This window comes from Aeromonas sp. FDAARGOS 1404 (assembly GCF_019047085.1).
Taxonomy (GTDB): domain Bacteria; phylum Pseudomonadota; class Gammaproteobacteria; order Enterobacterales; family Aeromonadaceae; genus Aeromonas; species Aeromonas veronii.
Genome location: NZ_CP077237.1, coordinates 1,034,307 through 1,054,003 on the forward strand (window position 1 = coordinate 1,034,307; position 19,697 = coordinate 1,054,003).

At 60.5% G+C, this 19,697-nt stretch carries 19 protein-coding genes; 9 read left to right on the forward strand and 10 right to left on the reverse strand.

Annotated elements, in window-relative coordinates; genetic code table 11:
• Positions 1 to 218 precede the first annotated feature (218 nt).
• From I6L34_RS04635 to I6L34_RS04645, 3 genes are all read left to right on the forward strand, one after another.
• Complete coding sequence (locus I6L34_RS04635; RefSeq protein WP_216955913.1) at positions 219 to 1,133, forward strand: radical SAM protein; 915 nt, start codon at positions 219 to 221, stop codon at positions 1,131 to 1,133.
• A 149-nt stretch (positions 1,134 to 1,282) separates the two neighbouring features.
• Entirely contained in the window at positions 1,283 to 2,140 is an 858-nt protein-coding gene (locus I6L34_RS04640) for a formate dehydrogenase accessory sulfurtransferase FdhD (RefSeq protein ID WP_216955915.1), read from the forward strand.
• 15 nt (positions 2,141 to 2,155) lie between these two features.
• On the forward strand, positions 2,156 to 3,022 hold the full coding sequence (locus I6L34_RS04645; protein ID WP_216956890.1) for a helix-turn-helix transcriptional regulator: 867 nt from the start codon (positions 2,156 to 2,158) through the stop codon (positions 3,020 to 3,022).
• Positions 3,023 to 3,102: 80 nt separating this feature from the next.
• Here the strand turns inward: I6L34_RS04645 and I6L34_RS04650 are convergent, their stop codons facing one another.
• A complete protein-coding gene (locus I6L34_RS04650; RefSeq protein WP_216955917.1) occupies positions 3,103 to 5,205 on the reverse strand; it encodes a HAMP domain-containing sensor histidine kinase in 2,103 nt (700 codons plus the stop codon).
• A 25-nt stretch (positions 5,206 to 5,230) separates the two neighbouring features.
• Positions 5,231 to 6,586: a sigma-54 dependent transcriptional regulator gene (locus I6L34_RS04655; RefSeq protein ID WP_019446240.1), complete on the reverse strand. Its 1,356-nt coding sequence runs from the start codon at positions 6,584 to 6,586 to the stop codon at positions 5,231 to 5,233.
• 255 nt (positions 6,587 to 6,841) lie between these two features.
• Here I6L34_RS04655 and I6L34_RS04660 point away from each other — a divergent pair, with 255 nt between their 5' ends.
• The 6 genes from I6L34_RS04660 (at position 6,842) to I6L34_RS04685 (ending at position 12,674) form a co-directional block, all read left to right on the forward strand.
• Positions 6,842 to 7,684 (forward strand): substrate-binding domain-containing protein, encoded by an 843-nt coding sequence (locus I6L34_RS04660; RefSeq protein ID WP_216955919.1) that lies wholly within the window; start codon positions 6,842 to 6,844, stop codon positions 7,682 to 7,684.
• A gap of 64 nt (positions 7,685 to 7,748) precedes the next feature.
• On the forward strand, positions 7,749 to 8,450 hold the full coding sequence (locus I6L34_RS04665; RefSeq protein ID WP_216955921.1) for an ABC transporter permease: 702 nt from the start codon (positions 7,749 to 7,751) through the stop codon (positions 8,448 to 8,450).
• 34 nt (positions 8,451 to 8,484) lie between these two features.
• Positions 8,485 to 9,180 carry an energy-coupling factor ABC transporter ATP-binding protein gene (locus I6L34_RS04670; RefSeq protein ID WP_005362120.1) on the forward strand — a complete coding sequence of 232 codons (696 nt, stop codon included), beginning with the start codon at positions 8,485 to 8,487 and terminating at the stop codon, positions 9,178 to 9,180.
• The gene (gene mobA / locus I6L34_RS04675; RefSeq protein WP_216955923.1) at positions 9,152 to 9,796 is read left to right on the forward strand and encodes a molybdenum cofactor guanylyltransferase MobA; all 645 of its coding nucleotides are present in this window, start codon (positions 9,152 to 9,154) and stop codon (positions 9,794 to 9,796) included. Before I6L34_RS04670 ends, mobA begins: the two co-directional genes overlap by 29 nt.
• Positions 9,793 to 11,553 carry a bifunctional molybdopterin-guanine dinucleotide biosynthesis adaptor protein MobB/molybdopterin molybdotransferase MoeA gene (locus I6L34_RS04680; protein ID WP_216955926.1) on the forward strand — a complete coding sequence of 587 codons (1,761 nt, stop codon included), beginning with the start codon at positions 9,793 to 9,795 and terminating at the stop codon, positions 11,551 to 11,553. Before mobA ends, I6L34_RS04680 begins: the two co-directional genes overlap by 4 nt.
• 62 nt (positions 11,554 to 11,615) lie before the next feature.
• The gene (locus I6L34_RS04685) at positions 11,616 to 12,674 is read left to right on the forward strand and encodes an FUSC family protein (protein WP_042054492.1); all 1,059 of its coding nucleotides are present in this window, start codon (positions 11,616 to 11,618) and stop codon (positions 12,672 to 12,674) included.
• A 77-nt stretch (positions 12,675 to 12,751) separates the two neighbouring features.
• On the opposite strand, the gene I6L34_RS04690 is transcribed toward I6L34_RS04685, so the two are convergent.
• The 8 genes from I6L34_RS04690 to I6L34_RS04725 all read right to left on the reverse strand — a co-directional run bounded on the left by I6L34_RS04690 (position 12,752) and on the right by I6L34_RS04725 (position 19,353).
• Entirely contained in the window at positions 12,752 to 14,125 is a 1,374-nt protein-coding gene (locus I6L34_RS04690; RefSeq protein WP_058055706.1) for an HD-GYP domain-containing protein, read from the reverse strand.
• An 87-nt stretch (positions 14,126 to 14,212) separates the two neighbouring features.
• Positions 14,213 to 14,767, reverse strand: coding sequence for a DUF3332 domain-containing protein (locus I6L34_RS04695; protein WP_216955929.1), 555 nt, complete (start codon positions 14,765 to 14,767; stop codon positions 14,213 to 14,215).
• 161 nt (positions 14,768 to 14,928) lie between these two features.
• Positions 14,929 to 16,224 carry a PAS domain-containing methyl-accepting chemotaxis protein gene (locus tag I6L34_RS04700; protein WP_058055704.1) on the reverse strand — a complete coding sequence of 432 codons (1,296 nt, stop codon included), beginning with the start codon at positions 16,222 to 16,224 and terminating at the stop codon, positions 14,929 to 14,931.
• A gap of 179 nt (positions 16,225 to 16,403) precedes the next feature.
• Positions 16,404 to 16,886, reverse strand: a complete 483-nt coding sequence (locus I6L34_RS04705) for a GNAT family N-acetyltransferase (protein ID WP_216955932.1) — start codon at positions 16,884 to 16,886, stop codon at positions 16,404 to 16,406.
• A 97-nt stretch (positions 16,887 to 16,983) separates the two neighbouring features.
• Positions 16,984 to 17,427, reverse strand: a complete 444-nt coding sequence (locus tag I6L34_RS04710) for a DoxX family protein (RefSeq protein WP_058055702.1) — start codon at positions 17,425 to 17,427, stop codon at positions 16,984 to 16,986.
• Positions 17,424 to 18,176 (reverse strand): DNA-binding domain-containing protein, encoded by a 753-nt coding sequence (locus tag I6L34_RS04715; protein WP_216955935.1) that lies wholly within the window; start codon positions 18,174 to 18,176, stop codon positions 17,424 to 17,426. Before I6L34_RS04715 ends, I6L34_RS04710 begins: the two co-directional genes overlap by 4 nt.
• The gene (locus I6L34_RS04720) at positions 18,169 to 19,017 is read right to left on the reverse strand and encodes a DUF692 domain-containing protein (RefSeq protein ID WP_058055700.1); all 849 of its coding nucleotides are present in this window, start codon (positions 19,015 to 19,017) and stop codon (positions 18,169 to 18,171) included. The genes I6L34_RS04715 and I6L34_RS04720 overlap by 8 nt, the downstream gene beginning before the upstream one ends.
• A 72-nt stretch (positions 19,018 to 19,089) precedes the next feature.
• Positions 19,090 to 19,353, reverse strand: coding sequence for a DUF2282 domain-containing protein (locus tag I6L34_RS04725; RefSeq protein ID WP_005334862.1), 264 nt, complete (start codon positions 19,351 to 19,353; stop codon positions 19,090 to 19,092).
• Positions 19,354 to 19,697: the final 344 nt, after the last annotated feature.

Genomic DNA, 19,697 nt, shown 5'->3' on the forward strand with positions numbered 1-19,697 from the left:
TGAAGTTTACGCTTGGAATGATGGCCATTGGAACTATCAGTGGAGTGGTCGTTCTAGTAAGTTCAATTTGATTGACGGCGTTAAACAAAGGATAGAACCTGATGGCAGTATAATTATTAAAAACAAGAAGGGTAATATAATAAGGCTAGTGTAATTCTTGAATACAATGGTTTTGTTCCATACCAACGAGCAAAACCATTTCAATGTAGGTGTTTAATATGTATGAATTAGGCTCACCTCTTCTGCTTGTGATCGAGGTAACAGATAAATGCAATTTAAAATGTGTTTACTGTTACAATGAGTTTAGTGAGAAACGACAAAAAGACATAGATCATAATTCATTAATGAGAATTCTTTTAGAAGCTAAAAAAATAGGTGTCTTTGATATTAACTTTTGTGGTGGGGAACCCTTCTCAAATAGAAATTTTATGAGCTACTTGGAACTAGCTGTTGAGCTTGGTTTCGATGTAACAATAAACACCAATGGAACACTTATAAATGATAAGATTTCAAAAAGACTGATGGAGCTAGACCTAATACAACATATTCAAGTTAGTTTTGATGGCCATACTGAAGACTTGAATAATAAAACTAGAGGAAAATTCTCAAGAGCATATCGAGGTTTTCAATTACTATGTCAAGAAGCAGCATGTAGAACCCTATCGCCTTCCGTTGGTATTGTCCTATCAAAAACTAACTACAGGCATCTTGAAGAGATCATTTCTCACTTTTCAACATATACAAACAGAATTCATGTGATGAATGTGATGGGGCATGAGAATCTAATGCTTGATGATATGGATAAGTTTATTTTAGAAAAAGAAATAATACCCTCAATAAAGACAATCTGCAAAAAAACAAACACTCAAGTAACAAAAATACACAAAAGCCAAACGTGTAATGACTTTTTATTTAAAAAAGCACATGTCGATTGTTTGGCTGGACATACATTCCTTGCGATATCATCTAACCTAGATATATTTCCGTGTGATATACACCGCAAATCCATTTATAAATGGGCATCTGATGGAGATATAATGATAGCCCATAAAAAGGCACTAGAAGAATGGCGTTCAATGAATAAACCATGGTGTTTTCATGACAAAAAGTGCAGATCATGTCATGGCATATAAAATATCATTAATTAAATAACTATTGATTTTAATAGCCGAGCATATTCTTTCTACTCGGCTACATAGAAAAAGCCTAGTTAAAAAGTAATCTGGAACAAAACTTGCTGTATCCCTCCCCTTAGATCCCGGCAACCGGTCGCGAGGGGCCCATGACACCGACCTTTATCAAAAGCAATGCTGCCGCCCAGCTCACCATGGCCGTCGAGGTGATGGATGAACAGGGCACAATGAACACCCGCCAAATCGCCTGTGAGCGGCCACTGACGGTCTACCTCAACTGGAAGGAGATCGTCACCCTGATGACGCTGGGGGCCCGCCCCGAGGCGCTGGTGCTGGGTTATCTTAAAAATCAGGGCTTTATCGAGGATATTGCGGCCATCGAGTCGGTGATCGTCGACTGGGAGAGCGAGGCCGCCGCCGTGGTGAGCAGCCAGCAGGCCGAAGATCTCGACCAAGCACTGGAGAAGAAGACGGTCACCTCCGGCTGCGGTCAGGGCACCATGTATGGCAGCGTGATGAAGAAGCTCGAAGGGGTGGTCTTGGCGGCGCCCGAGCTTAAACAGAGCACCCTCTACGCCCTGCTGAAAGCCCTGTCGGCCCATAACGAAACCTACAAGATGGCGGGTGCGGTGCATGGCTGCGCCATCTGTCGCGGCAGCGAAATCCTCTCCTTTGTCGAGGATGTAGGGCGCCACAATGCGGTGGATACCCTTGCGGGCGAGCTCTGGATGCGCGGCGAGAGTGGCCACGACAAGATCTTCTACACCACCGGGCGACTCACCTCGGAGATGGTGATCAAGGTGGCACAGATGGGCATTCCGGTGCTGCTGTCGCGCTCCGGCGTCACCCAGATGGGGCTGGATCTCGCCCGCCAGCTCGGCATCACCATGATTGCCCGCGCCAAGGGGCGCCATTTCGAGGTATTCAGCGGCCACGACCATATGGTGCTGGACGAGAAGCCGCCGGTGCTGGCGCCCAGTCCGGCTGGTCGCGGGATGCGGGATTAAACCATGAACGAGTTTATGAACGTCAAGCAGGTGGCGGAATACCTCGATCTCAACGAGAAGAAGGTCTACCAGCTCGCCAACGAGGCGCGCATCCCCGCCACCAAGGCGACCGGCAAGTGGCTGTTTCCCCGCTCCCTGCTCGATCGCTGGCTGCTCGGCAGTTGCCACGAGGGGGTGATGAACGACCGGCTGCTGCTGGCGGGCTCGGACGACGTGCTGCTGCACTATGGTTGCAGCAAGCTTGCGCGGCAGCTCGGCACCCAGGCACTGGTGGGCTACACCCCGTGCGGCACCCGTCAGGGGCTGGCGATGCTGGCGCGCGGCCATGTGGATCTCTGCGCCATCCACTGGGGGCAGGCCGAGGAGGCGCACCTGCGCCACCCGGCGCTGGTGCAGCAGTATCAGGGCCACCGGCAATGGGTGATCGTTCATGGATTCAGGCGGGTGCAGGGACTGGTGCTGCGGCAGGGGTTGCAACCCAAAGAGGCGAAAGAGGCGCTCGACTGGCGCTGGGCCATGCGTCAGGAGGGGGCCGGCAGCCAGCGCGCCCTGCTGGAGTGGCTGCAAACGCAAGGGGAGTCGCTGACCCGGCTGGAGCGCACCATTGAGGTCAACAGCGAGCGGGAGCTGGCCGCCGCCATCAGCCGCGGCGATGCCGATGTCGGGCCCGGCGCCCAGAGCACAGCCACCGAGTTTGGCCTCGGCTTTATGCCGCTGTCGCAGGAGTGTTTCGATCTGGTGATGCCGCAGGGGGTCTTCTTTCGCACCCTGCTGCAGCAGCTGATCGGCTGGCTGCAATCCCCCGAGGGACGCGAGCTGGCGGCCCGCCTCGGCGGCTATGACCTGACCATGAGCGGCAAGCTGGTGTGGAGTCCGCAGTAAATAACCACTCACCCACCGACAAAACAGCCCGTCAACCATGTTGACGGGCTGTTTTTATAATGGGCCTTTTTATAACAGCATCAATCGCTTGTTTCGCGCCCCTCGGCATTGAGGGCGATGCGCCACCCTTCCAGTTTCGCGGGCTCGCTGCCGCTGGGCAGCAGGGCATGGCTGCGCAGCCGCACGGTAAAGCAGCTCCCCTGCCCCGGGGTGGAGTCCACCAGCAGCTCGCCGCCCCAGCGACTGATGATGCGGTGACTCAGAGCCAGCCCCAGCCCGGTGCCGGTGGCGCGGGTGGTGAAGAAGGGGTCGAAGATCTTGTCGATAATGGCCGCCTCGATGCCGCTGCCGTTATCGATCACCCGCACTTCAGCCCCGCGCAGCTGACCCAGTTCATCGACCCAGTCGCGGCTCTCGACCCGGATCTCCCCCTGCTCCCCCAGCGCGTGGCTGGCGTTGACCAAGAGGTTGATCAACACCTGCAACAGCTGCTGGCGATCTGCCTCAATGGGCTGCTGGGCCCTGAGATCGGCCACCAGCTCCACCTGCTGCTGGCGCAGAGCGGAGCGCACCAGGGTCAGGCTCTCCTCGATGATGGGGTTAAGGTGCTGCCACACCGGCGCCGTCTCGTAGTCGCCGGGGCGCGAATATTGCAGCAGGCTGCGGGTGATGGCACGAATGCGCTCGATCTGGGCCAGCACCAGCGCCAGCTCCTCGCTGACCGGCTCGGCCGCCTCCCCCAGCTCCAGCTTCATCAGCTCCACATTGCCGAGGATCACCGCCAGCGGGTTGTTGATCTCGTGGGCCACACCGGCCGAAAGCTCGCCAAGGGCCGCCAGCTTCTCGCTGATCAGCAGCTGCTGGCGCGCCTCGGTCAGCATATGGATATGATCTTCCAGCTCGGCAGTCTTGAGCTCGAGGCTTTGGGTGCGCTCGGCCACCTTCTGCTCCAGCTCATCGGCGCTGCGGGCCATCTGCTGCTGATGCGCTTCTTGCCTGTCCAGCATGGCGTCGAACTGGCGACCGAGCTGGGCCAGCTCGTGGTCGGGGTCGAGGGCCAGCGGGCCGATGCGAGCCGACTCCCCGGCCTGCACCTGCCGCACCACCTTGTGCATCCGCTCGATGGGGGAGAAGAGATCCCGCGCGCCGCGATAGACCAGCAGGCCGGAGAGCAGCAACAGCAGCACCACACCGGAGCCCAGCTCCACCAGATTGGTGAGGTAGGTGCGGATAATGGGCCACTCGAGAAAGCCGACATAGAGCATGCCGAGCCGCTCGCCCCTGGCTCCCAGCAGCGGCTCGTAACCCGAGACATACCAGGCGTCGTGGACAAAGGCGCGGTCAACCCACATCTCCCCCCGCCCCAGTACCTGATCGCGCACCGGCGGCGAGACCCGGGTGCCCACCGCCCGGCCCACCTGACGGCTGCTGCTGACCGGCACATTGGTGCTCACCCGCAGATCGTCGAGAAACAGGGTAACGGTGCCGACGCTGCCATCCGGCAGGGTATTTTTGGCAAACACCTGCCCCTTGAGCTCATCCACCAGCCGGGTGCTGCCATTGACAAGCTCGCCCCCCTCCAGCACGGCCCAAAGGGAACCGTCGCGGCCCATCACAGGGGTCAGCGAGAGGCTGATCAGCCCCCGGTCCTCCACCACCCTGGTGCCATCCCGTTGCCACAACACAGCCCGCTTGGCCAGTTGCGGGGAGAGGGCGAGCATCTCCTGCTGCGACCAGACCACAAAGTGACTGACGCTGCGCCCGGCCGTAAGGGCGGCGCGCTCCTGCGCCGTCAGTTGATCCAGCTCGGGGCCACGGCGCAAGCGCAGAAAATCGAGACCATAGTTGGCCGCCAGCGGCATCACCCAGTCATGCAGCTGATCCGGCGATTCCCGCAGCCGCAGCTGAAAGGCCCAGGCATCGCGCAGATGCTCCAGATGCTCGGTCTGGCGCTGCTGCTGCACCGTGATGGCGTGGTGGGCCACCCCGAGATCGCTGCGCACCGTGGTGAGCAGGTTCTGCCAGCTGTAGGTGAGGGTCCAGTAGAGGGTGAGCGCGATCATGCCCACCAGGGTGAGCATGATGGGTACCGAGGTGAGCAGCAGCAGGCGCCAGCGCACTTTGGTGCGCAAGCAACGGGGCAACAGGGCGCGCATGCAGCGGGAGAGCAGGGTCAGTTTCATCGCCACCCCATCCAGTCAGCCTTCCTCATTCGATGGCCCACTCCTTGAATTTGCGATCCAGCGTCTTGCGCGCCACCCCGAGCACCCGGGAGGCGGCCGACTTGTTGCCATCATGGCTCGCCACCACCTGTAGGATGTGAGCCTTCTCCACCTCCGCCAGCGGCCACGCCAGCGGATAACCCTCCTCGCTCGCCCCCGGTTCGGCCGGCTTGCTGCTCTGCCAGTAATCCGCCGGGGGCTTGCCCAGCAGCAGGCAGCGCTCGATAAGGTTGCGCAGCTCCCGCACGTTGCCGGGCCAGGGGTAAGCCTGCATCGCCACCACATCCTCGTGGGTCCAGCTCAAGGAGCCCATCCCCATCTCGGCGGTGAGCTGGCGGGTAAAGTGGTGTACCAGCGCGGGGATATCGTCGATCCGCTCCCGCAGCGGGGCGACCGGCAGCGCCACCACGTTGAGGCGATAGAAGAGATCTTCGCGAAAGCGGCCCGCCTCCACCTCGGCCTTGAGGTTGCGGTTGGTGGCGGCGACGATGCGCACATCCACCGCCAATTCGCGCTCGGCACCGACCGGGCGGATGGCCTTCTGCTCCAGTGCCCGCAGCAGGGAAGCCTGCATGGCGAGCGGCATTTCGCCGATCTCGTCGAGAAACAGGGTGCCCTGATGGGCCACCCGGAACAGGCCGTCGCGCCCCTTGCGGGCGCCGGTAAAGGCCCCCTGCACGTGACCGAACAGCTCGCTTTCCAAAAGCTCCGGCGCGATGGAGGCGCAGTTGAGGGGCACAAAGGCCCCCATCCGGCCAGAGAGTTGATGCAGGGCGCGGGCCACCAGCTCCTTGCCGGTGCCGGACTCCCCCTCCACCAGCACGGCAGCGTTGGAGGGCGCCACTCTGGCGATGAGCGTCTTGAGCTCGCGGGTCTTGGCACTGTCGCCAATCAGGGTGGGCGGGAACAGCTTGCTCACCTCCCGGCGCAGCAGCAGGTTCTCCCGCTCCATCTGCCGGCGCTCGATGACTCTGTCCACCGCCTGCACCATCTGATCGAGGTTGAAGGGCTTGAGGATAAAGTCGCTGGCGCCGAGGCGCAGCGCCTTGAGGGCGGTCTCCATATCGCCAAAACCGGTCATGAAGATAATGTCGCTGCGACGGGTAGCCGGGTCGATGGCCTCGTGCCACTCGATGCCGGATCGCCCCGGCAGCCGGATGTCGGCGATGATAAGGTCAAAGTGAAGGCGGCAGCGCAGGGCTTCCGCCTCCTCCACGCTGGCGGCAGTCTCAATCTGGGCAAAACGCTTGGCCAGCGCCTTGGCCAGAAAGCTGCGCATGCCGGGCTCATCGTCAACGATAAGCAGGGAGAGGGCAGACCAGCGGCTGGGAGGGAGTGTCATGGAAAAAAGTACCTCGGATGCACGTACGGTCGGTGAATGTCCCGATAACCGGAACCTTAGTGGGACATTTTGTCCTTACCGTATCAAAAGCACCAACACCAATTATTAAAAGCGATAACAAGCTCACCTAATTGATTTGAATAAGCTTCTGTTTTTAAACGGCAAACCGTGAATGCAGCGGCAAAGGAACAGTTTGGCACCCTGCTTGCTTACTCTTGCCCTCTCCTCAGCCACCCTGAAAAAAGTTGCATCACGATGACGATAAAAACCAGCCTCAAACGTTTTGCTCTCTCCCTCGCCGCCAGCCTGCTGATCGCCGGTGCGGCCCACGCCGAAGCGGATACTAATGCCACAAAAGCGCCGATCCGCCTCGCCACCACCACCAGCACCGAGCAGTCCGGTCTGCTGGGCTGGCTGCTGCCCCAGTTCACCAAGGAGACTGGTTATCCGGTGCAGGTAATGGCGGCCGGTACCGGCCAGAGCCTGAAGATGGGCGAGAATGGCGATGCGGATCTGGTGATGACCCACGCCCCCTCTGCCGAGAAGAAGTTTGTCGATGCAGGCTTTGGCATCGAGCCGGTACACCTGATGTATAACGACTTCGTTATCGTCGGCCCGGCGAAAGATCCGGCGGGTCTGGCCAAATTGCACGACGCGGCCAAGGGGCTGCAAGCCATCAAGGAGCAGGGCCAGATCTTTATCTCCCGCGGTGACGAGTCCGGCACCCACATCAAGGAGAAGACCCTGTGGCAGGCCGCTGACGTCAAACCCGAGTTTGCCGGTTACAAATCCATCGGCCAGGGGATGGGCCCCACCCTGACCATGGCCTCGGAGCTGGGTGCCTACACCCTGACCGACCGCGGCACCTGGCTCGCCTACCAGAGCAAGCTGGATCTCGCCGTGCTGCTGGAGGGTGACAAGCGCCTGTTCAACCCCTATCAGGTGATCCTGGTCAACCCCAAGCGCTACCCGGATCTCAACACCGAAGGGGCCCGCACCCTGAAGAACTGGCTGATCTCCGAGCATGGCCAGAAGTTGATCGGTGACTTCAAGGTGGCGGGTCAAGCGCTGTTTGTAGCGGATGCCAACGGGAAATAATGGCAACCCTGACCCCTGCGATGAGGTTGATGGCCCTCCCCCGGTTCGCTGAGGGAGGCGCCTGATGCCGACCCTGCTCGACACTACGTTGGCTGCCCTCGCCCTGCTGTTCAGTGGTGACACCGAACTGTGGCAGGTGGTGGGGGTCTCCTTCTCCGTCTCCTGCATCGCCCTGCTGCTGGTGCTGCTGCCCGCCTTGCTGCTGGGCTTTGCCCTGGCCTATCTGCCGCTGCCCGGCCGCTGGTTCTGGCTCTCCTGCATCAATACCCTGCAATCGGTGCCGACCGTGGTGATTGGCCTCTTGCTCTATATGCTGCTGTCGCGGGCCGGCCCCTTTGGCGACTGGAAGCTGCTCTTTACCCAGCAGGCGATGGTGGTGGGGCAGATGCTGATCGCCTTCCCGGTGATCGCCACCATGGCCCACGCGGCGTTTGTTCAGAGCGATCGGCGCGCCTGGGAAACCGCCCTGACCCTGGGGGTCTCCTGGCCCAAGGCGCTGATCGGCCTGATGCACGAGTGCCGCTTTGGCCTGCTGGCCGCCATCATCGGCGCCTTCAGCCGCATCGTCACCGAGGTGGGCTGCTCCATGATGGTGGGGGGCAATATCCTGCATTTCACCCGCAATATCCCCACCGCCATCGCGCTGGAGACCCAGAAAGGGGCCTTCACCCAGGGGGTGGCCCTCGGCATAGTGCTGCTCACCCTCGCCCTCTTGCTCAACCTGCTGCTGACGGCCTGTCGCGGCCACAGCTATCTGAAGAACTGACCATGCCCCCACTGTGTATCAACAGGAGTACCCCATGGCCCTGACCGCCCACCAGCTGACGATGCGCTTTGGCGAGCGCCAGCTGTTCGAGATTGACCGGCTCGCCATCGCACCGGGGGATGCCATCTGGCTGCATGGAGCCAACGGGGTGGGCAAGACCACCTTGCTCAAAATCCTGGCAGGGCTGCTGGCCCCCACCCGCGGCCACACCAATCTGCCGGGGCGCTGGCAACAGCGGCTCAACCGGCTGCTCAAGCGGGATCTGGGGCCGGGCCGGGTCACCTATCTGCACCAGACCCCCTATCTGTTCGATCGCACGGTGCACGACAACGTGGCCTGGGCGCTCGATAAACAGCTCGGCAGCGAGATCCGGGTGTTCGAGGCGCTGCGCCGGGTCGAGCTGGAGGGGCTGGCGCGGGAGCACATCAGCATTTTGTCCGGTGGCGAACGGCAACGGCTGGCGATGGCGCGCGCCTGGGCGCTGCAACCGGCCTTTCTGCTGATGGATGAGCCCACCGCCAATCTCGACACACATTCGGTTGCCCTGATGGCCGCATTGGCGCAAGATCTGCGGGAACATGGCAGCGGCCTGGTCGTCATCAGCCACCAGAGCAACGCCCTGACCGACCTGTGCGAGCGGCAATGGACCCTCGCCCGTGGCCAGCTGCAAGAGACGACCCCTTTAAAAATCATCGAGCGACATGACTTCAAAAAGCGACAGCCACTCTGATGCCGTTGCCGTATCAGCAGTGATCCTGGCAGGAGGCCGCGCCACCCGCATGGGGGGCGAAGACAAGGGATGGGTAGCACTGGCGGGACGCCCTCTTATCGACCACGTTCTGGCACGGCTGCGCCCCCAGGTGGATGAGGTGCTGATCAACGCCAACCGCAGTCAGGCCCGCTATCAGGCGCTGGCCCCGGTCATCAGCGATGACAACAACGACTATCTCGGCCCGCTGGCGGGCATGCAGGCGGGCCTTGCCGCCGCCCGTCACGACTGGGTGCTGTTCGTTCCCTGCGATGGCCCCGCCCTGCCGCTGGATCTGATGAGCCGCTTTCGCGCCGCCCTGACCCCGGATACCGAGCTGGTGGTAGCCCACGATGGCGACTGGCTGCAACCCGTGGTGGCCCTGCTGCACAAATCCCTGCTCCCCTCCCTCACCGCCGCGCTGGCAGAGGGAGAGCGCAAAATCGATATCTGGTTTGCCCGCCACCATATGGCGGTGGTGAGCTTTGCCGATCAGCCGGATGCCTTTATCAATCTCAATAGCCCTGCCGAGCTGGCTGCCTACGAGGCCCGTCTGCTTGCCTCGGCTATCGACCCCCAACAAGGAGTCACCTCATGACCCCGGCCCCCACTCTTCCCCTGCTCGGCTTCGCCGCCTGGAGCGGCACCGGCAAGACCACCTTGTTGGAGCAGTTGATCCCCCTGCTGGTGGATCGCGGCCTGCGTATCGGGGTGCTCAAGCACGCCCACCACGACTTTGATATCGACCAGCCGGGCAAGGACAGCTATCGCCTACGCAAGGCGGGTGCCAAGCAGATGATAGTTGCCTCCCGCCGTCGTCATGCTCGCATTACTGAAACAACGCACGGCGAGACCGAACTGGCCGAAGCCGACTTTCGCCAACTGCTGGCCAGCTTCGATCAGACAGAGCTCGATCTGCTCTTGGTCGAGGGGTTCAAGCACGAACACTTCCCGAAAATCGAGCTGCACCGCGCCGAGATTGGCAAGCCGCTGCTCTTCCCCGAAGACAGCGACATCATCGCGCTGGCCAGCGACCAGCCCGCAGAGACCACCCTGCCGCAACTCGATATCAACAACCTTGAGGCTATCACCGACTTCGTCTGCCGCTGGCTTGACAGCTGCCAGAGCAAGGAGCCTGAAGCAGGCAAGGGCTTTCTCTCGGTCGAAGCGGCCCGCAATGCCATTCTGGCGGCCCTCACCCCGAGCACGGCCTGCTCCGAAAAACCGCTGGCCCAGTGCCACGGCGCCGTGCTGGCCGCCGATCTGATAAGCCCCATCAATGTGCCCCCCCACGCCAACTCGGCGATGGATGGCATTGGCCTTCGCAGCGACGATCTCGCCACCGGTCGCTGGCAACTGGTGGGGGAAGTGCTGGCAGGCCAGCAGCGCCACGAGCCTGTGCTGGCCGGTCAGGCGGTGCAGATCATGACCGGCGCCCCGCTGCCCCCCGGTGTGGATACCGTGGTGATGCGGGAAGAGACGCATATTGAAGGTGAGTGGGTCACCGTCACCGCACCGATCCGGGCGGGACAGAATGTGCGCCTGGCCGGTGAAGATCTCGCCAAGGGCGCAGTCGCCATCCCGGCCGGTACCTGGCTGGGTGCCCCCCAGCTGGGGCTGGCGGCATCACTCGGTCAAGCCAGTCTCACAGTGCGCACCCCGCTGAAAGTGGCGCTGTTCAGTACCGGTGACGAGGTGCAGGCGCCGGGCGAGCAGCTCGCCCCCGGCCACATCTTCGACAGCAATCGCTTCACCCTGATGGCCCTTATCCGCGCCGCCGGTTGCGAGGTGATGGACCTTGGCATCATTCCCGATGACAAGACCATCCTGCGCCAGCAGCTGGAGCAGGCCGCCGCCAGCGCCGATCTGGTGTTGAGCTCGGGTGGGGTCTCGGTGGGCAACGCCGACTTTATCAAGCTGGTGCTGGCGGAGCTGGGCCAGATCGATTTCTGGCGCATCCAGATGCGGCCGGGCCGCCCGCTCGCCTTTGGCAAGCTGGGGCAGACCCCCTTCTTCGGCCTGCCGGGCAATCCGGTAGCGGCGATGATCTGCGTGCTGCAATTTGTCGAGCCCGCCATCGCCCGCTTGCAAGGCAAGCGGTGGCAGCCGCTGCGTCTCTCGGCTCTGGCGGACGAGAAGATGAAGAGCCGCCCGGGGCGCACCGAGTTTCTGCGCGGCATCTTTCATCAGGACCGTAACGGCCAGCTGAGGGTGCGCACCACAGGGCCACAGGGCTCCGGCATTCTCAGCTCCATGGCCGATGCCAACTGCCTGATCGAAATCGTACCGGATCAACCCGGGATCGCCGTTGGCGGGCGGGTCTGGATCCACCCCCTGCAGGGACGACTGGCCTAAATCCCGACGGGGCGTCGGCCGGATGCACGGCGCCCCGTCCCCCACCTGACAGGAGGCAGACCGTGCGTCTTGATGCCCCCCTCTCCCGACTCGATCTGCTGGTCTATGGCCGCTACCGGATCGTCCATGGCCTGCGCATTGCGCTCGCTTTTATGCTCACCTTTCTGCTGACCCGCGAGCTGAAACTGCCGGAGAGCACCTGGCCGCTGATAACCTTGGTGGTGGTGATGGGCCCCATCTCGTTTTGGGGCAATGTGCTCTCCCGCGCCCTGCAGCGGGTGGTGGGCACCATCTTCGGCGCCAGTTGCGGGGTGGTGGCGCTTTATCTCGAGATCTACTCGCTACCGCTTACCCTGATCTGGTGCGGATGCATCATGTTTCTCTGCGGCTATCTGGCCCTCGGCAAGCGCCCCTATGTGGGGCTGCTGATCGGCATCACCCTGGGAGTCACCATGGGGGCCATGCCGGGGGATATAGAGACGGCGCTGTGGCGCAGTGCCGACGTGATACTGGGCTCCCTGCTGGCGCTGCTCTTTTGCAGCATCTATCCCCAGCGGGCCTACAGCCACTGGCGGCTGCAACTGCACCAGATCCTGCAGCAGTCGGGGCGGCTCTATCACACTCACCTCTCCCCCAATGTGCTGGAGCGCCCGCGCCTCAAGCACAATCTCTCCCAGCTGCTGGCACAGACCGGCAAACTGCGGGCCCTGCTGGCCCCTGCGGCCAAGGAGACGCGCCACAGCGTCGCCCTGTTTGATGCGGTGCAGGTCACCATGCGCAACACCCTCTGTACTCTGGAGATGCTGGCCAACACCTACTGGAACGATCGGGAGAGCCACTTCCTGATGCAGAGCACGGCTGCGCTGCAAGCCTGCCATCTGGCCACCGAGGAGGCGATCAACCAGCTTGCCCTGATGATGCAAACCGGTGACGGTCGCGGGGCCGATGCCGCCATCGCCCGCCTGCACGAGGTGGCGACCCAGGTATCGCTGCCGCCCAACGCAGAGGCAGCCATCAATGGCTACCTCTGGCTCAACGTCCAGCTGACCGAACAGCTCACCCACCTGCGCCGCCTGCTGGGACTGATCCTCACCCCGCCCCATCGCAAGCAGCCGGACTAGACCCAATGCAAAACGCCCCGCAGTTGCGGGGCGTTTTGCTGTCTGACTGGCCGTTTGGGCCATGAAGGCAGCAAATCTTAACTGGCATTGGCCAGCGGCTGCTCGGTGGTGAGGTAGAGGGAGAAATCCTGAATACCCGCCTGCAGGGCGGCAAAACAGTCGGGGTCTATAGCGGTGCCCAGATTCTCCGCCATCATCTCCAGCGCCTGCGGCACAGGGATGGCGCCGCGATAGGGGCGCTTGGCGGTGATGGCATCGAAGATGTCGGCTGTGGTAATGATGCGCGTCTCAAGGGTAATCTCGTCCCCCTTCAGTCCCTTGGGGTAGCCCTTGCCATCGAGCCGCTCATGGTGGGCTCCCGCCACTTGCGCCAGCTCCTCGAAGGCACCGATACGGCTCAGGATCTCCTCGGTGTAGGCGGCATGCATCTGCACCGCCGCCCACTCCTGCGCATCGAGCTTGCCCGGTTTGTCGAGAATGGCGTTGCTCACCCCGAGCTTGCCCACGTCATGGAGCAGGGCGCCCCGCTTGAGCCAGCGTCGACGCGACTCGGACAACCCCATCTGGGTGGCAAGAATATCGGTATAGAGCGCCACCCTGCCGCTGTGACCGGCGGTGTAGGGACTTTTGGAGTCCACCACCTGCCCGAAGGCCGCCGCGATTTCATCCAGATAATCCTCATCCAGCGCTACCTCCCCTTGCCCGGCCGGGTGGACCAGCACCCACTCGGTCAGTCGGGGATCGGCCAGTCCTTGCCAGAACGCCTCGTCGGCCAGCGCTTCAAATTCGCGAACCAGCGCCGGATCAAACCAGCTGCCGCTGCGCTCGCGCAGCTCCTTGAACGCCGCATCCGGACCTGCGGCCGCGTGAAACACATCCACCACCTGACAGAGCAGGGCAATACGGGAGAAGAGCGGGATCGCCTCGCCTGCCAGTTGCAGGGGCCGACCTTTGCCATTCCAGTGTTCATCAAGGGAGAGGATGCCATCGGCTACCTCGTCACTGAAACGGAGCTGGCGAGCAATATCCGCCCCCCGATGACAGCGGGTCTGGATCAGTTCGTTGGCAATCTGGTCGCCGTTGCGAAAGATATGAAACAGGCTGCGAAAACGTCCCAGCAGATCCGCCTGCAAGCCGGTGTGGCCCAGCACAAAGTTGACTACCTCGGAGAGGGAGCCATCCACCAGTTTGAAATCGCGTTTGAAGTGAAGATCGTCGGTGAGATAGAGCTCGCAGATGCGGGCGGCATTGCTGCTGCACCCAAGATCTTTAAGCAGGAGCGTGTAGTAGAGATCATGGCGCAGCCGGGCGTCCAGTCCCAGCCGCTCCCCCAGACGGGAACCTATCCAGCAGCAACGAATGCAGTGTCCTCTTGGTTGCCCCTCGGTCATGTCGAGCGCATGACTGAGGGAACCAATCAACTCCGCCAATCGCAATCCATTCACCGTCATAGTCTACTCCCTTAGACATCATGGCGATTTTGCCAGCAGATTAGGTATACCCCATCTGAAGCTGGAACGATCTGGATTCAGTTGAATTTAGGCAGCAGCCTTGCCCTGATTCGCCCGCTCTTCCAGCTCTACGCGGCTCAGGGTAGAGACAAATCGGCCATCGAAGTAGATATCCATCAACTCGCCACGCTTCTCGCCACGCATCATGCTGCGGCGACCATCCAGATAGTGCACCTCCATCTGGGCGGTATGCTCGTCCGGGTAGCTGATCTCTACCTCGCGCACCCCTTGTGGCAGCATGGCCAGCGGCACCTTCTTGAGGGCCGGATCCAGATGCTGGTTCACCTTGATCACCGGATTGGCTTTCATGTCCACCACAGCCGGAGATTTGCCGGTGATGGGGTTCTTGCCAGACCAGAACTCGATGGTATTGAACACAAACAGGTCAGCGGTCGCGGCCAGACCGTAGACAGGGGAGAGCAGCATAAAGACCCCGGCACGAGCGTAGCGGTTATCCACCACGCTCAGGTTGCCCTTGGTGACCATGCCGGAAAGCCCCATCTGCCCCATACAGCCGCCCAGACCCATGCTCGCGACCATAACCAGCAGGGCCATTGCCCGCCCCTTCTGTTGTAATGCCATCGTGTTCTGTTCCTGCTCTGAAATAAATGAGGCGGCAAGCCTAATCAAGGGGCCATAAGAGGACAATTCACAATGGCGGGACGATACAGGAGGGGTTCAGATTGGGGCACTGACTGCTCAAATATGAGTCAATGCCCCGGCATGACAGGAAGTCCGGGGGTTCAAATCGCCAGATCAGAGACGGTGCTGGAGACGTTGTTCGCCTCCCGGCGGATGTCGCTCATCACCTCGTTCACCTCACCCACCTGCTGTTTACCCAGCTCGGCGCTGCTGGCGACGTCGGACATCTCGGAGGTGACCTTGGCGGTCAGCTCCCGGTTATTTTGTACCACCTTGGCAATCTCGTCGGTAGAGAGAGACGTGCGGGCCGCCAGCTGGCGAACCTCGTCGGCCACCACCGCAAAACCACGCCCCTGATCCCCCGCCCGCGCCGCCTCAATGGCTGCGTTAAGGGCCAGCAGATTGGTCTGGTCGGCGATGCTGCTGATGGTGGAGACGATCGCCTCGATACTGCGCGACTGCTCGTTGAGCTGATTGATAAGGCCGATGCTGTGAGTCAGCTGGCTGGCAATCAGGCTGGAGGTATCGACCACCGAGGAGAGCAGACCCGCGCCACGCTCGGCGCAGTTCAGGGTCTCCCGGGCCGCATCGTGGGCCAACATGGCCGCTTCCCGCACCGCATCGCTCTTGTTGATCCGCTCGGTGATGTCGCTGGCGAACTTGATCACCTTCACCACCTTGCGATGCTCATCAAGGATCGGGTTGTAGGTCGCCTCCAGCCACACCTTGCTACCGTGACTGTTCTGACGACAGAAGAGACCGGACTTGAACTGACCACGGCCCAGCTCATCCCAGAAGTGGGGCTGGTCTCGATAGAACTGATCGTCGCAGAAGATGCGGTGATGCTTGCCCTGCACCTGAGCCAGGGTATAGCCCATGGTATGGAGGAAATTGCCGTTGGCAGCAATCACCTCCCCGCCGGGGGTGAACTCGATGACCGCCAGCGACCGATCCAGCGCCGTCACCACCGCCTGCTGGCTGAGCAGTTGCAGGTGGTGCTCGGTAATATCGGCCGCGATCTTGATCACCTTGGTCACCACGCCCCGCAACTTGACCGGAAAATAGGTCGCTTCCAGCCAGATCGCCTCGCCCCGTTTGTTGAAGCGCTGGAACACCCCGGTACGGGAGCGCCCCTGCTTCAGATCCGCCCAAAACTGCTGATAGTCGCTGCTCTGGGCATAGAGCTTGTCGCAAAAGATACGGTGATGCTGGCCGATAACCTCGGGCGCACTGAAGCCCACCACGTTGAGAAAGAGATCATTGGCGGCCAGCACAGTGCCATCCGGCGTAAAGGTGATGGTCGCCACGCTGCCGTGCACTGCGTCAAAAAATCCCTGCTGTTCCAGAAGTTGATCCTGGCACTGCTGCAACTCGGCTTTCAGTTTGCTATTGAACATCGAAGCGTATCCTCCAGACTGGCACCCACCATGGCCAAACCACGCAGTGGATCAATAAGATAATGGTGGCGTGCTCCATCAGCATAGTTGGCGGCTTTGCCGCGATCCCATCTGACGCCATATTTATTGCTGTAAATCAAATTCACCGACCAAACGCCACTCATGCAGAGCTGCAACCCTTACTCCACCGCCGGTTGCCACTCCAGATAGGCCGGATTGGCGACAAAGCCGATCCGCTCATAGAGAGGGCGCCCCTGCTCGCTGGCATGGAGCCACACCTTGCCCAGCTGACGCGATCTGGCGAAGGCTGTAATGGCATCGAGCAGCGCCGTGGCGATCCCCTGCTGGCGCCATTGTGGCCGCGTATACATATTGAGCAGATACCCCTCCCCCCCCGCCAGATTGCCGGGATAGGGCGGCCGTTCAAACAATGCCAGCGTCCCGGCCGCCACGATCTGTTTGCCGCCCTCCTGCGTATCGGCCTCAGCCAGCCAGGATAAAGCACTCTCTTCACTCATCGCCCGGGTGAAATAGTCAAGGGTGGCCTGCCACAAGGCCGGGTCTGCCTGCTGCGTCACCAGCTCACCGACCTCACAAAACAGCTCCATGCGCAACGCCACCAGTGCGGGAATATCTGCGGCCCTTGCCTGACGAATGATCATGGGTTGCTCCTTTTCTCTCATGGGAAATTTCGCCGGTCGTCATTATGACAAAGAGCGCCTTGTGGCGCTCTTTGTCATTGGGGAAATCACTGATAAATCAATGGCTGCGACGTGTCAGCCAGTGATCCAGGCTCAGCACACCGCCGCCCCAGATGATCAGGGTCAGCAGCATCCAGCCCCACAACTGGTGATCGTAAAAGCCACCCGCCCAGAGGGTCGGGTAGGAGATCACCGCCATGATATTGAAGCCAAACAGCAGCAAGGCGGCCGGGCGAGTAAAAAGCCCCGCCAGCAGGAAGAGCGGCAGCAACAACTCGATCGCCGTACCCAGATAAGCAGCCCACAACCAGGGCAGCAGGGGCACCTGATACTCGGATTCAAACAGATAGAGAGTGGAATCCCACTCCGTCAGCTTGAGCCAGCCTGAAGTGAAAAAAACCGAGGCGACCCAAAGCCGCGCCAGCAACAGGACACCGGCACTGCTCCAGCGCGGCAAATCACCACTTGAGCTGGCCAGCGCCAGCCATTTATTTGCCATCATGGCATCACCTCCATATCCACCAGCAGGCCAAGGGTTATCAGGCGAGTGAGATGTTCTCTGGCCGCAGGGTCGGCCGCCAGCAGATCGACCAGCGCCGTACCAGCGAGAAAACCCTGTAGCAGCGCCCACTCACCCGCAGTCAGGGGCAAGGGGGCAACCCGGCAATCCGGCTGTTTCTTCAATGCCAGCCAGACGGGGGCATCAAGCACCTCCACCGCTTCACCACCGTGCAGCGCCATCTGCCACAGGGCCTGCACCGGATAATCGCTGGCAACCAGCAGCAGATCCGTGGCTGGCAACAGCCGCAGCCGCTCCCATTGTTGCGGCGATAATGCGGCCAGACGCTCGGCTGGCCAGCAGCGTGATTCCAGCGGCAGCAGACTGGCACGCTCAAGCTGCCATTCGAACTGAGCCAGCTCCTCCAGCCAGGGCAGTCCGGTTGTAGTCGGCAAGCGGGCCAACCATTGGCCAAATCCGGCGCCATAGTGCATGACGCTCCCTTCCCTGAGCGGCTCGGCCAATACGAAGCCACGGGCCGCCGCTGCAAAAAAGTCCTCCCCGACCATAGCCTTGACGGCGGGATAACTGCTCGCCAGCACCTCGCCAAGGCTCAGGATGAAGTGGTTGCGATAGACCTGCAGCACAGATTCGGCAGAAAAGAGCCGGGAGCTGATGTGAGGGGCAATAGCGTCAGGCGCCCCCAGCAGACCATCGGCAAAATGCTGTTGCAGCTGTGTCAGTTCAGCCATGGGCCACCTCCCGTGGTGCACTCATGGCACGCGCCTCATCCAGAATGGCACTGGCCTGCGCCGCCTCTGCCAGCAAGACCGGCAGCAGCGGGATCTCGAGGTCCCACTCAATCAGGGTCGGAATGGCCTGCTTGCGGCAGATCTGGCGATAGAGTTCCCAGACCGGTGCCACCACAGGGGCGCTGTGGGTGTCGATATAGAGAGAGCCTTCCGGCAGCTGCTTCTCGGTATAACCGGCCAGATGGATTTCCCCGACGGTGGCGAGATCGATCGCCGCCAGATACTCATCGCAAGAGAAGCCGTGATTGAAGGCACTGACATAGAGATTGTTGAGGTCGAGCAGGATGCCGCACTCGCTGCGCTGCTGCAGCTCGGCCAGAAATTCCCACTCGCTCATCTCCCCGGCCAGTTGCAGATAGGAGGAGGGATTCTCAATCAACATGCGGCAACCCAGGGTCTGTTGTACCTGCTGGATCTTGTCGCTCATGTTGCGCAGGGAGGCGCGGGTATAGGGCACCGGCAGCAGATCGTTGAAGTAACGCCCGCCAATGCTGCCCCAGCTGAGATGTTCGGAGATCCGTACCGGTTTGATCGCCGCGGCCAGTGTCGACAACTGCTGCAGATGGTGCGGATCGAGCGGGTCGGCAGAACCGAGGGACATGCCAACGCCGTGAAGACTGACGGGGTAGTGTTGCGCCAGTTCGGCGAGCACCTGAAAACCGTGACTGTGCCGTTCGAAGTAATTTTCACTGTGCACCTCCAGCCAACCGACTGCCGGCAGGGTTTGCCGGATCTCATCGTAATGGGGAGTGCGTAATCCGATACCAATCAAAGGGTTCATCGCAAGACTCGCTTTCGCCAATCAGAGAAGATGCAGGGGGCGACCCATTGGCCATCCCCTGCCCGATGTCTCTTACTTGGGTTGCAGCGAACCGCCGACCAGCTTCTCGCACAGCCCTTTGGGCATCACCACAAAGGCATCACCCTGAGCATCTTCCTTGGCGGTACCGGCGCAGGAGCTGCTCTTGGTCGCACAGTCATTTTTGCTGGCCTTGACCACGCCGTAGCACTTCTCCTTTTCATCGGCAGCCATTGCTGGTGCCGCGATAAATTGGGCGCCCAGCGCCAGCAGACCGGTCATGGCGGAGGCGATAGCAGTGCTTTTTTTAACATTCATGTTCATGTTCCTTTTGATGTCGTTGGATGTTGCTGATATCCCCGATTTGTCGCAACCGGGTACCTGCAATAGAACCGGCAAACGGGATATTCCCTTTCAAAAAAAACACAAAAAGAGTTAAAAAATCCAAAGGCAGACACTCAATTAATTGATTTTAAAAGCTATTTCATCATTGAAAATTTCTCAACGACCACCCATTAATGAGCGAGGAAAGTGCCATATGGTGCTTTCATCCCGTTAATCTTCTTCACTGCTTCCATCAAAAGAGATGCGTCAGACATAAAAAAGCCCCGCCAACAGGCAGGGCTGGATGTAACTTTAAATAAACAAGAAATAAACAATCG

Bases quoted from the DNA above. Each gene is read 5' to 3' on its own strand.
- I6L34_RS04720 (WP_058055700.1), bottom strand. From the start codon at position 19,017: ATGAACCCTTTGATTGGTATCGGATTACGCACTCCCCATTACGATGAG.
- I6L34_RS04670 (WP_005362120.1), top strand. From the start codon at position 8,485: ATGGCCCTGACCGCCCACCAGCTGACGATGCGCTTTGGCGAGCGCCAG.
- I6L34_RS04680 (WP_216955926.1), top strand. From the start codon at position 9,793: ATGACCCCGGCCCCCACTCTTCCCCTGCTCGGCTTCGCCGCCTGGAGC.
- mobA (WP_216955923.1), top strand. From the start codon at position 9,152: ATGACTTCAAAAAGCGACAGCCACTCTGATGCCGTTGCCGTATCAGCA.
- I6L34_RS04710 (WP_058055702.1), bottom strand. From the start codon at position 17,427: ATGATGGCAAATAAATGGCTGGCGCTGGCCAGCTCAAGTGGTGATTTG.
- I6L34_RS04640 (WP_216955915.1), top strand. From the start codon at position 1,283: ATGACACCGACCTTTATCAAAAGCAATGCTGCCGCCCAGCTCACCATG.
- I6L34_RS04705 (WP_216955932.1), bottom strand. From the start codon at position 16,886: ATGATCATTCGTCAGGCAAGGGCCGCAGATATTCCCGCACTGGTGGCG.
- I6L34_RS04645 (WP_216956890.1), top strand. From the start codon at position 2,156: ATGAACGTCAAGCAGGTGGCGGAATACCTCGATCTCAACGAGAAGAAG.
- I6L34_RS04660 (WP_216955919.1), top strand. From the start codon at position 6,842: ATGACGATAAAAACCAGCCTCAAACGTTTTGCTCTCTCCCTCGCCGCC.
- I6L34_RS04700 (WP_058055704.1), bottom strand. From the start codon at position 16,224: ATGTTCAATAGCAAACTGAAAGCCGAGTTGCAGCAGTGCCAGGATCAA.
- I6L34_RS04690 (WP_058055706.1), bottom strand. From the start codon at position 14,125: ATGACGGTGAATGGATTGCGATTGGCGGAGTTGATTGGTTCCCTCAGT.
- I6L34_RS04725 (WP_005334862.1), bottom strand. From the start codon at position 19,353: ATGAATGTTAAAAAAAGCACTGCTATCGCCTCCGCCATGACCGGTCTG.
- I6L34_RS04650 (WP_216955917.1), bottom strand. From the start codon at position 5,205: ATGAAACTGACCCTGCTCTCCCGCTGCATGCGCGCCCTGTTGCCCCGT.
- I6L34_RS04665 (WP_216955921.1), top strand. From the start codon at position 7,749: ATGCCGACCCTGCTCGACACTACGTTGGCTGCCCTCGCCCTGCTGTTC.
- I6L34_RS04635 (WP_216955913.1), top strand. From the start codon at position 219: ATGTATGAATTAGGCTCACCTCTTCTGCTTGTGATCGAGGTAACAGAT.
- I6L34_RS04655 (WP_019446240.1), bottom strand. From the start codon at position 6,586: ATGACACTCCCTCCCAGCCGCTGGTCTGCCCTCTCCCTGCTTATCGTT.
- I6L34_RS04715 (WP_216955935.1), bottom strand. From the start codon at position 18,176: ATGGCTGAACTGACACAGCTGCAACAGCATTTTGCCGATGGTCTGCTG.
- I6L34_RS04695 (WP_216955929.1), bottom strand. From the start codon at position 14,767: ATGGCATTACAACAGAAGGGGCGGGCAATGGCCCTGCTGGTTATGGTC.